The sequence below is a fragment of the Paenibacillus sp. NPDC058174 genome, assembly GCF_042883865.1.
Classification (GTDB): Bacteria; Bacillota; Bacilli; order Paenibacillales; family Paenibacillaceae; genus Pristimantibacillus.
The window spans coordinates 918,957-934,768 of the sequence record NZ_JBHVUY010000002.1; the positions used below are offsets into that span (position 1 = coordinate 918,957).

14 protein-coding genes are annotated in these 15,812 nt (G+C 52.7%); 10 read left to right on the forward strand and 4 right to left on the reverse strand.

What is annotated here, in order from left to right; genetic code table 11:
• The first annotated feature begins 173 nt into the window (after positions 1-173).
• Positions 174-1,340, forward strand: a complete 1,167-nt coding sequence (locus tag ACFVVF_RS15670; RefSeq protein WP_387811125.1) for an exonuclease SbcCD subunit D — start codon at positions 174-176, stop codon at positions 1,338-1,340.
• Positions 1,337-4,429 (forward strand): AAA family ATPase, encoded by a 3,093-nt coding sequence (locus ACFVVF_RS15675; RefSeq protein WP_387811128.1) that lies wholly within the window; start codon positions 1,337-1,339, stop codon positions 4,427-4,429. Before ACFVVF_RS15670 ends, ACFVVF_RS15675 begins: the two co-directional genes overlap by 4 nt.
• A 59-nt stretch (positions 4,430-4,488) precedes the next feature.
• Here the strand turns inward: ACFVVF_RS15675 and ACFVVF_RS15680 are convergent, their stop codons facing one another.
• Complete coding sequence (locus ACFVVF_RS15680; RefSeq protein ID WP_387811131.1) at positions 4,489-5,013, reverse strand: tetraspanin family protein; 525 nt, start codon at positions 5,011-5,013, stop codon at positions 4,489-4,491.
• 102 nt (positions 5,014-5,115) lie between these two features.
• On the opposite strand from ACFVVF_RS15680, the gene ACFVVF_RS15685 reads away from it, so the two are divergent.
• Positions 5,116-5,496, forward strand: a complete 381-nt coding sequence (locus tag ACFVVF_RS15685; RefSeq protein ID WP_387811134.1) for a DUF423 domain-containing protein — start codon at positions 5,116-5,118, stop codon at positions 5,494-5,496.
• A gap of 138 nt (positions 5,497-5,634) precedes the next feature.
• On the forward strand, positions 5,635-7,542 hold the full coding sequence (locus tag ACFVVF_RS15690; RefSeq protein WP_387811136.1) for a putative bifunctional diguanylate cyclase/phosphodiesterase: 1,908 nt from the start codon (positions 5,635-5,637) through the stop codon (positions 7,540-7,542).
• Positions 7,543-7,612: 70 nt separating this feature from the next.
• Here the strand turns inward: ACFVVF_RS15690 and ACFVVF_RS15695 are convergent, their stop codons facing one another.
• Complete coding sequence (locus ACFVVF_RS15695; protein ID WP_387811139.1) at positions 7,613-8,092, reverse strand: hypothetical protein; 480 nt, start codon at positions 8,090-8,092, stop codon at positions 7,613-7,615.
• Between the two features lie 179 nt (positions 8,093-8,271).
• Here ACFVVF_RS15695 and ACFVVF_RS15700 point away from each other — a divergent pair, with 179 nt between their 5' ends.
• A complete protein-coding gene (locus ACFVVF_RS15700; protein ID WP_387811141.1) occupies positions 8,272-8,577 on the forward strand; it encodes a YunC family protein in 306 nt (101 codons plus the stop codon).
• A gap of 108 nt (positions 8,578-8,685) precedes the next feature.
• Here the strand turns inward: ACFVVF_RS15700 and mtnA are convergent, their stop codons facing one another.
• Together mtnA and mtnK are read right to left on the reverse strand one after the other, a co-directional pair.
• A complete protein-coding gene (gene mtnA / locus ACFVVF_RS15705) occupies positions 8,686-9,738 on the reverse strand; it encodes an S-methyl-5-thioribose-1-phosphate isomerase (RefSeq protein ID WP_387811144.1) in 1,053 nt (350 codons plus the stop codon).
• Between the two features lie 36 nt (positions 9,739-9,774).
• A complete protein-coding gene (gene mtnK, locus ACFVVF_RS15710; RefSeq protein WP_387811146.1) occupies positions 9,775-10,989 on the reverse strand; it encodes an S-methyl-5-thioribose kinase in 1,215 nt (404 codons plus the stop codon).
• A gap of 152 nt (positions 10,990-11,141) precedes the next feature.
• Between mtnK and ACFVVF_RS15715 the strand changes: the two genes are divergently transcribed.
• The 5 genes from ACFVVF_RS15715 (at position 11,142) to sufU (ending at position 15,783) form a co-directional block, all read left to right on the forward strand.
• On the forward strand, positions 11,142-11,750 hold the full coding sequence (locus ACFVVF_RS15715; protein WP_387811149.1) for a DUF1802 family protein: 609 nt from the start codon (positions 11,142-11,144) through the stop codon (positions 11,748-11,750).
• A gap of 283 nt (positions 11,751-12,033) precedes the next feature.
• The gene (gene sufC, locus ACFVVF_RS15720; protein WP_387811152.1) at positions 12,034-12,813 is read left to right on the forward strand and encodes a Fe-S cluster assembly ATPase SufC; all 780 of its coding nucleotides are present in this window, start codon (positions 12,034-12,036) and stop codon (positions 12,811-12,813) included.
• Between the two features lie 21 nt (positions 12,814-12,834).
• Positions 12,835-14,142, forward strand: a complete 1,308-nt coding sequence (sufD, locus tag ACFVVF_RS15725; RefSeq protein ID WP_387811154.1) for a Fe-S cluster assembly protein SufD — start codon at positions 12,835-12,837, stop codon at positions 14,140-14,142.
• On the forward strand, positions 14,139-15,365 hold the full coding sequence (locus ACFVVF_RS15730; RefSeq protein ID WP_387811156.1) for a cysteine desulfurase: 1,227 nt from the start codon (positions 14,139-14,141) through the stop codon (positions 15,363-15,365). The genes sufD and ACFVVF_RS15730 overlap by 4 nt, the downstream gene beginning before the upstream one ends.
• Positions 15,352-15,783, forward strand: a complete 432-nt coding sequence (sufU, locus tag ACFVVF_RS15735; protein ID WP_042165057.1) for a Fe-S cluster assembly sulfur transfer protein SufU — start codon at positions 15,352-15,354, stop codon at positions 15,781-15,783. Before ACFVVF_RS15730 ends, sufU begins: the two co-directional genes overlap by 14 nt.
• The last annotated feature ends 29 nt before the right edge of the window (positions 15,784-15,812 follow it).

Genomic DNA, 15,812 nt, shown 5'->3' on the forward strand with positions numbered 1-15,812 from the left:
TTAATAGATTTGAAGCGTTGAATAATGACTTGAATAAATGTATCGCGGTTTAACGAATTAAGCAACCAATGGATGCAGGGGAAAATATTGCAGGGAGGAGTTGGGCAGCCGCGAGGCGAATAGTGTATTGTTTGAGGGCCGTCTGTGGCCTGGCTTACGGGAAGGATGATAGAATGAAGCTATTTCATACTGCTGACTGGCATTTAGGCAAGCTGGTGCAGGGTGTATATATGACGGAAGACCAGCGGTACGCGCTCCGGCAATTGACGGATGCAGTTGCTGAGGAGAGGCCGGATGCGGTTATCATTGCAGGCGACCTCTATGACCGGGGGGTGCCGCCTACGGAGGCGGTTGAGCTGCTCGATGAGCTGCTGAACAAGCTCGTGATTGAGCTGAATACGCCTGTTCTGGCGATTTCCGGCAATCACGACAGCCCGGACCGGATCGATTTTGGCACGGCAATGATGGCAAGCCGAGGCTTACATATTGCAGGACGCTTGAAGCCGGACATGAATCCGGTCATTATGCAGGACGCATATGGCGAGGTGCATTTTCATCTGGTGCCCTATGCCGATCCGGCGCAAGTCCGCCATGCTTTTGGCGACGAGTCGATTCGTACGCATGACGATGCCATGCGGGAGACGACCAAACGTATTGCGGAGCGAATGAATCCGGCAGCCAGACATGTACTAGTAGGACATGCTTTTGTGACGCCGGGAGGCACTGCTGAGCCGAATACGAGCGAATCGGAGCGTCCGCTGTCGATCGGCGGGGCGGAGCATGTGCGGGCGGATTATTTTGAGCCGTTTCATTATACGGCGCTCGGCCATTTGCACCAGGCGCATTTTGTCCAGCAGGAAAACATCCGCTACGCAGGCTCGCCATTGAAATATTCGATCTCTGAGGAGAACCACAAGAAAGGTTATCTCGTCATTGAATTGAACGAAGCAGGTGTCTGCTCGATTGAAAAAAGAGAGCTGAAGCCGCTTCGCGACATGCGGCGGGTCACCGGTACCATAGAGGAAATCGAATCGCATCCGGTATGCCAAGACTATGTTTTTGTCACGCTGTTGAACGACAACCCGGTGCTTTTCCCGATGGAGAAGGTGCGTGCTATCTATCCGAACGCGCTGCATGTAGAGCGGCGGGTAACCCGTACAGCCGATACTTTGGAGGATGAGGAAGCTTCGACTGCAGGCAAACGAAGAGAGGCAAATCCCGTTGAATTGTTTGCTTCCTTTTATTCGGAAGTGAAAGGCGTGCCGCTGGCAGAGGAGAAGAAGCAATTGTTCGCTGAGACGTTCGAGCAGCTTCTCCGTGAGGAAGGAGGTGCCGTATGAGACCGCTTAAGCTGACGATGACTGCTTTTGGACCTTACCGCGACGCAGAAACGATTGACTTCTCGCAGCTGGAGAATCATCGGCTATTCGTTATCTCGGGCAGTACGGGAGCGGGCAAAACTTCGATTTTTGACGCGATATGCTTCGCGTTATACGGCGCTGCAAGCGGTGAGGACCGCTCGGAGCCCCGCATGCTGCGCAGCCACTTTGCCGATGACGACACGCATACTGCTGTTGATTTCGAATTTGCTGTCGGCAAGCGCAGCTATCGGCTGTTCCGCCAGCTGCCGCACCGCAAGGGCGGCAATAAGAGCGAGACCGGGGGCAAAGCCGAGCTGTACGAAACGACGGAAGGCACGGATGTGCCGGTGGTCGACCGTTTTACAGTAGGCGATGTGAACGCAAAGGTAGAGCAAATTATCGGGCTGACGAAGGAGCAATTCAACCAGATCGTCATGCTGCCGCAAGGTGAATTCCGCAAGCTGCTGACCTCGGACACGGACAATAAAGAGGAAATATTGCGGCGGATTTTCCGGACGGAGCTGTACCAGCGGCTGGAAGGACGGTTTCAGCTGCGCAACCGGGAGCTGGGAGATTCCCTGAAGCAAGCGAAGCTGCGCGCGGAGCTGTATATGAAGCAAGCGGCAGAGACGCTGCCTGTCCGGGAGGAAAGCGTGCTGGCTGCTACGTTAGCCCAGCCTTTCTTCAACGGAGCGCAGCTGGCTGAAGCGCTGGGCCAAGAGCTGGCCTATTACCGCCAGACGGAGCTAGAAGGCGAAGCGGGCAAAGCATCGCTGCAGACAGCGCTGGATGCACAGGAGGCGCGGCTGCGCGATGCGCTTGCGCTTAATGCGCGATTTGCAGAGCTGGATCGCGAGCGCTTGAGCCGCGAACAGCTGGAAGCGCAGCGCGGCGAATATGCTCAGCGCGAGCAGCGGCTGCTGCTGGCCGAACGCGCGGCACAGATCGCTCCGTATGCGGAGCAAGCCGAGCGTGCAGGGCATGACGCAGCGGCGAAGCTTCAACTGCGCGACGGGCGCCGGGCAACCGCGGAAGCGGCGGCGGCAGCTGCAGCGGAAGCGGAAGAGCGATATCGCCGTGAGGAGCAGAGCGAGGCAGAGCGGGAAGCGGCGATGCGAGAGCTGCATACGCTGACAGAGCTTGTACCGGCGGTGCAATCGCTCGCCGAGCTGCGCAGGGCGTATGACCGTCTCCTTGCTGAGGAACGAGACGGGGCTGTTAAGCTGCAGCAAGCTGAAGCGCAAATTGCAGCCGCCAAGGAAATGAGGCAGTCGGCAAGTGCGCAGTTGAAGGAGCTGGAGAGCGAGACGGCGTCTCTGCCGGGCAAGCTGGAGCAGCTGCGGAGCATCGAGCAGCAAGGCAAGCATGTCTCCCGATTATTGGAGCTGGAGAAGGAGCTTGCACAGATTGCTGCGCTTGAAGCGGAACGCCAGCAAGCGTTAGAGGGGATCCGCAAGGAGCATGACCGGCTTGAGCATATATGGATTGAAGGACAAGCGGGCTTGCTCGCCGCTCATTTGCATGACGGCAAGCCTTGTCCGGTATGCGGCAGTCCCGATCATCCGGCCAAAGCGGAATCGTCCGAAACGCTGCCGTCGCGGGAGCAGCTGCAGCAGGCGAAGGAGCGGCTGAGCCACTTCGAGCGCGAGCTGAACGAGGCGAAGCTGCAAAGCGCCGCTACCCGCAGCAGCTGGGCGAGCAGCGCTGCCGAGCTTGCCGAGTTTGGCACGCCGGCCGAGCAATTGGGTGACCAGCAGGCTTCCTTGCGTGCACAGTGGCGGCAATTGAAAGAGGATGCCGACCGGCTGGAGCGGCAAGGCAAGCAAATGCAAGAGCTGAAGCGTACCAGTGAGCTGCTGGAAGAGAAACTGGAGCAGCAGCAGCAAACGAAGGACAAGCTGCAGCAGGAGCAGCAGCGGATTTCGGTCGAACGCGCGACGAAGCAGTCGGTATTGGAAAAGGAACTGGAACGCATCCCCGACTCGCTGCGGTCGCCGGAGCAGCTGCAGCAGCGGCTCAATACGCAGCGAATGTTGGCCGACTCGCTGTCCGCAGCCTGGAAGAAGGCTCAGGAGAATGTACAGCAGACGCGGACAAAAGCGGCCGAGGAGAAAGCTCATTTAGAGCAGCTGGAGCTTCAGCTGACAGAGGCGGAAACAAATGCTCTGCAAACCGCCGAGCGATTCCAGCAGCAGCAGGAGCTTGCAGGATTTTCTAATCCGGAGCAGTATCGCTCAGCCATTCTGAGCCAGCATGACCGCTCGATGCTGAAGGAGCAATTGGACCATTACAAAACCTCGCTGCTCGCGGCAGAGCGCCGTATTGTGGAGTTGGAGCTTGCTTTGTCCGGTATGGAGCCTGCGGATATACAGCGGGTCGAGGAGGAGAAGGCAGCGGTGCGGCAGCAACTGGAAGCTGTTGCTGCTGCGCTTCAGACGGCTTCCCGCTACGCAGCGGAGGCCGATCGGCTGCTGCGCTCGCTGGACGATGCCAATAGCAAGGTTAAGCAGCTGGAATCCGAGCTGGAGCAGGTGCTTGATCTGTATCAGATGCTGAAGGGCGACAACGCGCTGAAAATTTCGTTCGAACGCTACATTTTGATCGAATTTCTGGAACAAATTTTGCAGGCGGCCAACGTCAGATTGCGAAATTTATCCGGCGGTCAGTTCAATCTGCAGCGCAGCGACCGGCTGGAAGTACGGGGCAAACAAAGCGGGCTTGGGCTTGATATCTACGATGCCTATACGGGGCAAAACCGTGATGTCAAAACGATGTCAGGCGGGGAGAAATTCAATGCCTCGCTATGTCTAGCGCTTGGGATGACCGATGTCATCCAGGCTCATCAGGGCGGCGTATCGATCGAAATGATGTTTATTGACGAAGGCTTTGGCTCGCTGGATGAGGACTCGCTTAACAAGGCAGTCGAGGCGCTTATCGATCTGCAGCGGGCGGGACGGCTGATTGGCGTCATTTCGCACGTTCAAGAGCTGAAGCAAGCATTCCCTGCTGCGCTGGAGGTTCATAAGACGAAAGAGGGCTATAGCAAGACGGCAATCACCGTCAAATAACAAAAGCGTGCAGCCGAATGCGAATACACATCCGGCTGCACGCCTTTGCGCGCTGAGGGTTAGACACTGGATGCACCAATTACGACACCCAATACGGTCAAGGCGACGATGCCGACCACAATCAATCCGTTCAGGATGATACCGACGATCGCGAATACTTTGCGGCGGTTTTTGGCAAATGCGCCAACGATGCCAAGGATGAGGCCGACAAAAGCGATACCGGCTCCAGCAATCATGAGAAGACCTGCAATCATAACCGAAGCGAGGGTAGATGGATCATTGTTCTCCAGGTCGCGGATAAGCGCCTGCGGGTCCTCTGAGACACCGGCAGCGAAGGCGACGGATAGAATCATGCCGATAATGCCGAGCAGAATCGCGACCAGAGCAATAATGAAGGAAGCGATTCCGAGTCCGGATTGCTTGAGCTTTTCCGGCTGGGCAGGCAGATCGTGACCAAAGGCAGGCTGCGTTGCGTATGGATTTGTGTAAAATGGATCATTATGTAGCTGTTGCTGCTCGTTATGATCGACAACCTGTTCCCCCTCATTGACTGGTCTGGTTGAATCGTTACGGTTCTCTTCCAAGTGATCGACTCCTTAATTGTAAAGTAAAAGGATAGCAAGCAATGCTTATATAACCCATAATCATGTAAAAGTATACACAAACAGGGAAGGATTGAAAATCAAATGTTGAAAAAATATTTTGCTGTCGGCGCGTTTGGCGCCGCCTTGGCGGTCGCTCTTGGCGCGTTTGGCGCGCATGGATTGAAGGAAGTGCTGTCCGATCGTCTTCTGACCATTTTTGAGACAGGTGTACGCTATCATATGTATCATTCGCTTGGTCTTATGCTGGTTGCCTTGCTTGCGGACCGGCTTGGAGAGAGCAAGCTGCTGCGCACAGGCGCCAACCTGCTCATTGCCGGGGTCGTTATTTTCAGCGGAAGTCTCTATGCTTTGGCGCTTTCTGACGTTTCCGTTCTCGGAGCGATTACACCTGTCGGGGGAGTTGCCTTTTTAAGCGGATGGGGTTGCATTATCGCGGCTGCACTTCGTACTACCAAAAAATAATCCAGCATCCGACAAAATTCGATCTTCATCTACAAGATTCTTGCAATCCTTTAGTAAATATTTCTATACCATATCGTTTATTTCGTTTATAATAGTACCAACACACACTTGACCTGAGCAGAGGAAGGAAGTTGGTGCGTGACGAAACGAATGGATGACTTGCCAGTTAAACAAACGCGGTATGCGGTAGCGCAATCGCTTAATGAACCTTGGAAGGTTGGTTTACTCTTCCTGATCGCTTCGGCGGTCATTGTTATCCTATCGTTTATTTGGGTGTCCAATGCACCCCTTGAATGGGTATCCTCCATTCTATTCGCATGTACGCTAGCGATTACTTCTTTCCTCTACGTCAGGCGCGGACAAGCATCAAGCTTCCAAAACTATCATACCCCAATTGTGGAAACACTCCTTCGATCGGAAGCTGTTCCACTGGCGGTGCTGGACCGGCAAGGGATTATCATCGAGATGAATGAAGCATCAAGCCGGACGTTAGGCTACCACCGGGCTGAATTGCTTGGTAATTCACTTACGCCTCTGGTTGAGCCGAGCAGCCGCCAGCAATTGAATGAATTGCTGGAACAAGCGCTGAACGGCGAAGCCTGCCAAGTCAACGTCAACATTACGCACCGCTCGGGGTTTCCTTTGGAGCTGCAGGTCGTATGCGCGCCAATGATGAAAGGAAACGAAGCAATCGGTACAATTGTTGTGAGCCATGACTTAAGCGACCGCAAGCGCAATATCGAGCGTATTCGCTATATGGCCTATTACGATGATATGACTGGGTTGCCGAACCGGACGCTCTTTCATATCAAACTAAGCGAGAGTCTCGTTAAGGCGCAGGAGGAGAATAAGCTCATTGGCTTATGCTATCTGGATCTTGACCGGTTCAAGCTGGTGAACGCTTCCTTCGGCAGAGAGTTTGGCGACATGCTGCTCATGCAAGTAGCGGAGCGGTTAACCCGCGCAGTTGCGGAGCATGGTCTTGCAGCCCGGATGGAAGGCGATGAATTTGCCCTCCTGTTCACTGAAGCGGAGACGGAAGAGCAGCTTCTGGAGCTTGCACGGGGAATACTGGGCCTAATCGAGGAGCCGTTTGAACTGAAAGGTTTTCCGCTCCATATTACGGCGAGTATCGGTACCGTGACGAACAGAATTGCAGAGGATGACGGCTACACGCTTCTCAAGAAAGCGGACATGGCGCTCGTGCGCGTCAAGGAAAGCGGCAAGAACGATTGTATTCTTTATTCGGAGAGCTGGAGCAATTCCTCTTTGGAGCGTCTGACGCTTCAGCATGAAATGTACCGGGCGATACAGCGCAAGGAGTTCGTTCTTCATTATCAGCCGCAGTATGCTATCGGCTCAGGAACGATGGTTGGTGTAGAGGCTTTGGTAAGATGGAAGCATCCGATCCGGGGGATGATCCCGCCTGGAGAATTCATTCCTCTCGCCGAGGAAAGCGGAATGATCGTACAGATTGGCGATTGGGTATTAGAGGAAGCATGCCGCCAGAACAAAGCTTGGCAGGAAGCGGGCTTGCCGCCGATGCCGGTGTCAGTTAATCTATCGCTTCGTCAATTCGTACAGCATGATCTGGCAGGGAAAGTAGCGAAAGTGCTGGAGAAGACCGGACTAGAGCCGCAATATTTGGATCTGGAAATTACAGAATCGATGACGATGGACGTCGCCCACGTATCACGCTGCCTCATCGCCTTGACGGATATGGGCATCGGAATTAGCGTCGATGATTTCGGAACGGGATACAGCTCCTTTCATTACTTGAAAAACTTCCCGATCGACCGCTTGAAGATCGATCGCTCATTTGTGAGAGATATCCAACAAGATCCTAGCGACGCTGAGATTGTTGCGGCTATTATCGCTATGGCGCATAACTTGAATATTCAGGTCATCGCTGAAGGCGTAGAAACGGAAGGGCAAATGGAGTTTTTGCGCAAACACCGCTGCGATGAAATGCAAGGCTACTACTGGAGCCCTCCAGTACCGAGCACCAACATTGAGGAAATGCTAGGCTCTGCCTATATCCAATAAAAAACAAGCTCCCATCCAACCTGGATGGGAGCTCGTTTTTATGTATGTCTTATTTTCCACTGCATAAAAGCTATTCTTGAAAGTCTTCGATTTCATTTAATCGGAACGTATAGACCTGCTTCTCGTCGACATGGTAAATCGTGACCACGTTTGTCTGGTCGTCGAAATTAATAATCCGGCAAGGGATGCTGAGCTTAACGCCGAAGCCTTTGTTGACGATAAGCCGGATAAGCTTATTGGATTTCATATACTTGCGGATAGAATCAAATCCGTCGGATTGTTCTATTGCAGAGGATGAATCTGCGGCGCTGCCCGCTTGGACAGGTTCAGGGATGGCAACCGGAACAGAAACGAGAGTATCGGCTTCAGCTTTGCGTTCGTCAATAAGTTGTCCGAGCTGGATGCCGCTTAAAATCCGATAGTCCAGCAAAGGCGATTCATTAAGCGCATGTATGATTTTTTCCAGAGCTGCCCCGTTGCTGGAACCTTCAACAAGCAATTCGACCTGGAACACGTAGGATTTAGGAGCGATAGTTTGAGTGGGTTTCATAGTTCCTCCGGACTAGATATGGTGTTATCTCTAATATATCACTTATTCCGTTATCAATGTAGTCCCAATTCTCACTCGAAAATGTGTATCCATCCAGCCAGTTCGTAATTGCACTGCATATAATGATCGTGCAGCTTACTCATTTGTAAAGAGGCTGGCTTAAAGGGGGTGGAACTCGTATGATGCGAATGGTTCCAATTACGCTTGGCAATGGAGCAACGGTGCTGGGCGTGGAAGTGAAATTGCCTAAAACGACGCTTCTTGCCGTAACGACGGACACTGGTTATATAATGTGCGGTGCCCTTGATGTTGGTCTTCTTAATGATAGGCTGAAGGACCGCGGTATTGTAGCCGGGAGAGCAGTCGGCGTGAAAACGCTGGAGGAGCTGCTGGATGCGCCGCTTGAGTCTGTAACCACGACGGCAGAATCGCTAGGTATTGTGGTCGGAATGAGGGGCTGGGACGCTTTAGCCTTGATGGTATGAGGCAAGGCTGCGAGGAAGCCGCCACATCGCTTGCATCAACAGCAAATACAACTAAAAATGCCTGCTGGATGAGCCGTTCTATATCGGCGTCCAGCAGGCATTTTTAGATTAGGCAAACAGGTTTTTCAAGTTAACATCATAAGGCGCTTTGATAATGCCTTTTTCGGTAATGATTGCTGTGACGAGATCGTTTGGCGTCACATCGAAAGCCGGGTTAAATACTTTAATGCCTTGAGGAGCTGTACGTTTGCCGAAGCCTTCTGTAATCTCCTCTGCACTGCGTTCCTCGATCGGAATTTCCGCGCCGGTAGGCGTGTTCAGGTCGATCGTCGACATCGGACATGCGACATAGAACGGAATGCCATGTGCCTTTGCTAATACCGCAACGCTGTAGGTGCCGATTTTGTTCGCAACGTCGCCATTAGCAGCTACACGGTCCGTACCGACGATAACGGCGTCGATCCAGCCCTTCGACATGACCATTCCAGCCATGTTGTCGCAAATGAGCGTAACGTCTACGCCGGCCTGCTGCAGCTCGAATGCGGTCAAACGAGCGCCTTGAAGGACCGGACGGGTCTCGTCAGCAAAGACGCGAAGCGGAATGCCGCGTTCTTGCGCCAGATAGAATGGAGCCAGTGCCGTGCCATATTTCGCAGTAGCGAGGCCGCCGGCATTGCAGTGCGTAAGAACGCCATTGCCTGCTTCAAACAGCGTAAGCGCATGCTCGCCGATGGAACGGTTCGTTTCCTCGTCTTCATTCTGGATCGCAACAGCTTCGTCAAGAAGCGCTTGCTTGGCGGCTTCAAGCGGCAAACCGCTCTCTGCAATAGCTGCAGCGCGGGCCTTCATCCGGTCCAGCGCCCAGAACAAGTTGACGGCTGTCGGTCTTGAAGTAGCGAGATATTCCGCTTCCTTGCGAACCTGCTCCAGCCACTCATCGGTTGTCGAAGCATCGCGGCTGCCGAGGTAAACGCCGTAAGCGGCGGAGATGCCAATTGCCGGCGCACCGCGAACTTTCAGATGGCGGATCGCTTCCCATACATCCTCGGAGGTTGTCAGCGGCAAATATACAATTTCTTCTGGCAAAAGCCGTTGATCCAGCAGGTCGAGCTTATCTCCTGACCAAATTACGGATTGCAGCCCTACATAATCAGTTGTCATGATGCAAATTCCTTTCTGTTGAACCGAATTATTCTATTACTGCTTGGCGGCAGCGGACAATACGATATCGATGGCTTCCTCAATGGAGTCCGCCTTGCGGTTGAATTTAATGAGAGACGTACCAATTTCCAGTGCCAGTCTCTGTGCGCGCTCGCGGTCTACAGCGTCAGGAATCCGGTCGATGTCCGCTACATGGGACAAGCCGACGATACGGCGGACGACCTTGCAGCCTGCGAAGCCGATAGCATCTTGAAGCAAGGATTTCATATACAAATCTTTGTAGCCTGCAGCGGAGTTGAAGAGACGATCGACGCCGTGTTCATCCCATAGCGCACGGAATTTCAACTCGAACTTCGTCCAGATGTCGCGAACGGATTCGATCAGATAGCCGCGGAACTTAGCCAGCTCAGACGGTTCTTGAATCCAATGTCCCTGGCCTGCATAGTTCAGCATCAGGTTGGCGATAACGGCACCGACATCGAAGCCGATCGGGCCATAGTATGCAAATTCCGGATCGATAACCTTCGTCGAATCCTTCGTTACGAACACGCTGCCTGTATGAAGATCACCGTGCAGCAATGCCTGAGCGCTTGTCAGAAACTTTGCCCGGAGCAGAGCGACCTCCAGATGGAGCTCTCCGTCCTGGCGCAAAGCTGCTGCTGCATCCTCGATTGCCGCTTCATAGTTATTGTTGTCCGTTACCGTATACGGATCGTCAAATACGAGATCCTCGGTAATTTTGCACAGGTCCGGATTGACGTAATTTTTAACTAGCAGCTTTTTGTCCTGCTGGTTCATGCCCAGGTCGGAGGTAAAGAACAGCGTCTGTGCCATGAACGTCGTAATGTCCTCGGCAAATTGAGGATAGCTTTCACCCTTGATGAGGCCATGGCGCATAATAATATGATCGCTCAAATCCTCCATAATGGTCAGGGCTAGATCTGCATCGTATTTGTACACGGTTGGGACAAGTCCTGGCGCAAGCCCGTTTTGCAGGATGAGCGCCTCGCTCTCGATCCGGGCACGGTCCAGCGTGAGCGGCCAGGATTCGCCAACGACCTTGGCGTAAGGCACGGCTTGCTTCATTATTAAGCTTTTCCCGCTAGCAGGGTCTGTAATATGAAAAACAAGGTTCAAATTTCCGTCGCCGATCTCACGGGACTGAAGTTCAGCCCCTTCCGGAAAAATGCCTTCGACTGTCCGGGCAATTTCAATCGCTTCTTGCTCCGTTAAAGGATGATAAGCAGACATGGTTGTCCACCTCCGATAGTATAAGATTCATTTAGTCTATAATGCCTACTATTCTACTCCGCTTAGTATAACGGATAATTTTTCGCCTTGGAATACCTACAAATGATATAATGGAATAAGACAAAGGACAAGTTTAGTTTGGAGGGATATTGTTGTCAGAGGCAGCAGAGCGTTTTCCGGTCGCGCTGAAGGAGTGGGCGGTCACGGTTCAAGCGCTGAAAGAAGGCAAGCTGATGCTCGTCATGCGCAAAGGCGGCATTGTGGAGGAGACGAGAGACTTCAGTCTTCGCAGTCCCGGCTTTTATCTGATGCCCGCCTACGAGCATCAGAAGGAGCATCTGCTCAAGGAGGCTCATCAAGGGCAAATTGAGGGGACGCTTGAAGAATGGAAGCAGCATCCGGATACGATGAGGATCGAAGCTTACGCAGAAGCTGTAGAGGATATTGAAATAACCGATCAAGAGACGCTGAACCGGCTGCGTGATTTTCACATCTGGACGGATAATTTCGCTGAAGAGCGGTTGAAGTGGAAGCGTACGAAGCCGCTTCATCTGCTGCTGCTGCGCGTCTTCCAGCTTAATGAACCGATTGAGCTCCCGGTGCGTCCATCGTTTACGGGCTGCAAATCATGGGTACAGCTAGAGGAGGAGACAGCAGCAGCGGAAATTCCCGTACTTCCGGTGCCGTCAATGGAGCAGGTCATTCCAGAGCCGGAACTGCAGGCGAAAATTGCTGAAATCAAAGCGGCAATTGCCGGCTGATTCGACATTCGGCGCATATATTTTTAGCCCGCAGGCCTTCTCGGATTGCTTTATAACAAAACTTATAATAAAATGATTATTGAGAATCATTGAGAATCACTCTACAACTATATAACGTCTTACGAGCATCGTTTTTTGACTCGGCAATCGCTAGTATCTAGCGCTTGGAAGATAAGCGGTATAACCTGCGAAATCGCAGCTTTATCTTTTACTATAAGACCGTTGTTGTTGATTATAGAGTGGCACGAGCCGACTATACCAACCATGGAGGGATAAGCATATTATGGCAACGCAATTTGTCATCGACGGGCTGAAAGCAGCTATCGAAGGAAAAGAAATTTTAAAGGGAATCAACCTTGAGATCAAGGGCGGAGAAATTCACGCAATTATGGGACCAAACGGTACTGGTAAAAGTACGCTGGCGTCCGCACTGATGGGTCACCCGAAGTATGAAGTAACAGAAGGCTCCGCTGTATTGAACGGCGAGGACCTGCTCGAAATGGGCGTTGACGAGCGCGCTCGCGCCGGCCTGTTCCTGGCAATGCAATACCCGAGTGAAATTCCTGGCGTTACGAACTCCGACTTCCTGCGCAGTGCGATCAACGCCCGCCGCGAAGAAGGCAATGAAATTTCGCTGATCAAGTTCATTCGCCAAATGGAAGGCAAAATGAAAGAGTTGGAGATGAACCCTGAGTTCGCGCACCGTTACTTGAACGAAGGCTTCTCCGGCGGCGAGAAAAAACGGAATGAAATCTTGCAAATGACGATGCTGGACCCGAAAATCGTCGTACTTGACGAGATCGATTCCGGTCTTGACATCGACGCTCTGAAAATCGTATCGAACGGCGTTAACGCGATGCGTTCCGAAGATCGCGGTTTCTTGATCATCACTCACTATCAGCGTTTGCTGAACTATATTACGCCTGACTTCGTTCACGTTATGATGCAAGGCCGCATCGTGAAATCGGGCGGTCCTGAACTGGCACAGCGTTTGGAGAACGAAGGTTATGACTGGGTTAAAGAAGAACTGGGCATCGTAGACGAAACGGTCGGCCAGGCTTAAGCGGAGAAGGGGGCATAACGGATGAGTACACAATTATCGACTCCGACTGACCGTCAATCCGCAGAGGCGCTTGCTCGCAGCAAAGGCGAACCGCAATGGCTCGTTGACCTGCGCGGCGAAGCTGCTGAGCTTGCCGGGACGCTGGAATGGCCGAAGCCGGAAAAAATGCGCATTGACCGCTGGAATTTGACGGCGGTTGGCAATTATGAGCAAGGACAAGCGGCGGCATCGGTCGGCGACTTGCCGAGCGTTGTTACGGAACTGGTAGCAGAAGGAACGGAAAGCTTGATCGTACAGCAAAACTCCAGCATTGCCTGGAAGCAGCTGTCGGCCGAACTGGCGGCAAAAGGCGTTATTTTCACCGATCTGGAGACTGCATGCAAAGAGCATGCCGATCTGGTTCAGCCTTATTTGTTCAAAGCAATCGATAAAGGCGACAATAAACTGACCGCGCTTCACGCGGCGCTCTGGAACGGCGGCGTATTCGTATACGTGCCGCGCAACGTAGAGGTTGAACTCCCGCTGCAAGCGATCCTGTACAACAATAAGTCCGAAGCTGCTTTTGCGCCGCATATTCTGATCGTAGCGGAAAGCAACAGCAAAGTGACATACGTTGACTATGTGGTATCCGAGCCAGGTACAACTACAGAACCTTTTGTTCATCATTCGGTTGTGGAAGTGTTCGTGAAATCGGGTGCGCACGTACGTTTTGGCTCGATCCATCATATGGCTGACACAGGCGTTGATCTGACGCTTCGCCGTGCGATTATCGAGAATGACGGACGGATGGAATGGGTAATCGGCGACTTGAACGACGGCTCGACGCTGTCGGACACGACTTCCCACCTGAAGGGCAACGGCTCGAACTCCGACGCGAAAGTTATCAGCATCGGGCAGCATGAGCAAAAAATGAGCTTGACGACGCAAGCCGTTCACTTCGGGCGCAGCTCGGAGAGCGACATGGTTACCCGTGCTGTAATGAAAGACAGCGCAACTTCGATTATCAACGGCATTACGAAGATTGAGAAAGGCGCAACGAAAGCGAACGGCGTGCAGACAGAGAAAGTTCTGATGCTTAGCCCGAAAGCGCGCGGCGACGCCAACCCGATCCTTCTTATTGACGAAGATGATGTAAAAGCGGGTCACGCAGCAAGCGTTGGACAGGTTAACCCGGAGCAGGTTTACTACCTGATGTCCCGCGGTATTACCAAGCAAGACGCTGAACGATTGATTATTTACGGATTTTTGGCGCCTGTCGTATCGGAGATTCCGATTGATGCGGTACGCGAGCAGCTTCAGCGCTTGCTCGAAAGGAAGCTGGAAGGATGAATATAGAGGCGGTACGGGAGCATTTTCCGATACTGCATCAGGAGATAAACGGGCATCCGCTCGTTTATCTGGACAGCGCGGCGTCTTCCCAGAAGCCGCGTTCCGTCATTGATGCGGTAAGTCGTTATTATGAACAAGATCATGCGAACGTGCACCGCGGCGTTCATACGCTCGGTTCGCGCGCGACGGATGCCTATGAAGGGGCACGGGAAAAGGTTGCGAAGTTTCTGAACGCGGCTGCGCCGGAAGAAATTATTTTTACGCGCGGCACGACAACGGCTTTGAACCTGGTTGCTTCCAGCTACGCCCGCTCCGTGTGTAAGGAAGGCGATGAAATCGTCATTACGCCGATGGAGCACCATGCGAATCTTATTCCTTGGCAGCAGGCAGCCAAAGCAACTGGAGCGACATTGAAATATATTCCGCTTCAGCCTGACGGCACGATCTCGCTTGCCGACGTAGAAGCAACGGTAACAGCCAATACGAAAGTTGTCGCTGTTACTTACGTCTCCAACGTGCTGGGCGGTGTCAATCCGATTAAGGAAATTACGGCTATTGCTCATCGCAACGGCGCTGTAATGGTCGTTGACGGGGCGCAAAGCACGCCGCATAAGAAGGTCGACGTACAGGACATCGATTGCGATTTCTATGCGTTGTCCGGACATAAAATGTGCGGCCCGACCGGAATTGGCGCATTATATGGCAAAAAATCGCTGCTCTCCAACATGGAGCCGATCGAATTCGGCGGCGAAATGATTGATACGGTGGATCTCTACGAATCAACGTGGAAGGATATTCCGTACCGGTTCGAGGGCGGTACGCCGATTATTGCTGGCGCTGTCGGACTCGGTGCTGCTATCGATTTTCTGGAGCAGATCGGCATGGACGAAATCGATCAGCATGAGAAGCGGCTTGCCGCATATGCTTATGACAGATTGTCAACGATCGACGGCGTGACGATTTATGGCCCGAAAGAGAACCGGGTAGGCCTAATTACGTTTAACGTAGACGATATTCATCCTCATGACGTCTCGACGGTGTTGGACGCTGAAGGCATTGCGATTCGCGCGGGCCATCATTGCTGCCAGCCGCTGATGCGTTGGCTGAATGTATCCTCCACAGCACGAGCAAGCTTTTATCTATACAATACTGAGGAGGAAATAGACCGTTTGGTGGACGGCCTTCTCAAGACAAAGGAGTTCTTCGGCTATGCAATTGGATGATTTATACCGCAGAGTGATCATGGATCATTATAAAAATCCACGAAACCGCGGGACGCTTGATGCCGAAGCCGTTACGATCAATTTAAACAATCCGACGTGCGGCGATCGCATCTCGCTCCAGCTGCAAGTGGAAGACGGGAAAGTTGTCGACGCGAAGTTCAGCGGGGAAGGCTGCTCCATCAGCCTAAGCTCCGCATCGATGATGACGGAAGCCGTCAAGGGCAGAACGTATGAGGAAGCGATTGGCCTTGCTGAACGTTTCTCTGGCCTGATGAAGGGTGAGCCTGTCGAGTTTGTCGAGAATGAAGACATCGAAGCGTTGTCGGGTGTCAATAAATTTCCTGCCAGAATCAAGTGCGCAACGCTCGCCTGGAATGCTTTACGCAAAGGTATTGAGCAGCAGCACCAGCACGAATAACATCATTATGAATAAGGAGCGTGAATGCA

What these genes read in the sequence shown, in the direction of transcription:
- ACFVVF_RS15695 (WP_387811139.1), bottom strand. Translation starts at nt 8,092, where the DNA reads ATGAAACCCACTCAAACTATCGCTCCTAAATCCTACGTGTTCCAGGTC.
- sufU (WP_042165057.1), top strand. Translation starts at nt 15,352, where the DNA reads ATGCAATTGGATGATTTATACCGCAGAGTGATCATGGATCATTATAAA.
- mtnA (WP_387811144.1), bottom strand. Translation starts at nt 9,738, where the DNA reads ATGACAACTGATTATGTAGGGCTGCAATCCGTAATTTGGTCAGGAGAT.
- sufD (WP_387811154.1), top strand. Translation starts at nt 12,835, where the DNA reads ATGAGTACACAATTATCGACTCCGACTGACCGTCAATCCGCAGAGGCG.
- ACFVVF_RS15675 (WP_387811128.1), top strand. Translation starts at nt 1,337, where the DNA reads ATGAGACCGCTTAAGCTGACGATGACTGCTTTTGGACCTTACCGCGAC.
- ACFVVF_RS15685 (WP_387811134.1), top strand. Translation starts at nt 5,116, where the DNA reads ATGTTGAAAAAATATTTTGCTGTCGGCGCGTTTGGCGCCGCCTTGGCG.
- ACFVVF_RS15670 (WP_387811125.1), top strand. Translation starts at nt 174, where the DNA reads ATGAAGCTATTTCATACTGCTGACTGGCATTTAGGCAAGCTGGTGCAG.
- mtnK (WP_387811146.1), bottom strand. Translation starts at nt 10,989, where the DNA reads ATGTCTGCTTATCATCCTTTAACGGAGCAAGAAGCGATTGAAATTGCC.
- ACFVVF_RS15730 (WP_387811156.1), top strand. Translation starts at nt 14,139, where the DNA reads ATGAATATAGAGGCGGTACGGGAGCATTTTCCGATACTGCATCAGGAG.
- sufC (WP_387811152.1), top strand. Translation starts at nt 12,034, where the DNA reads ATGGCAACGCAATTTGTCATCGACGGGCTGAAAGCAGCTATCGAAGGA.
- ACFVVF_RS15700 (WP_387811141.1), top strand. Translation starts at nt 8,272, where the DNA reads ATGATGCGAATGGTTCCAATTACGCTTGGCAATGGAGCAACGGTGCTG.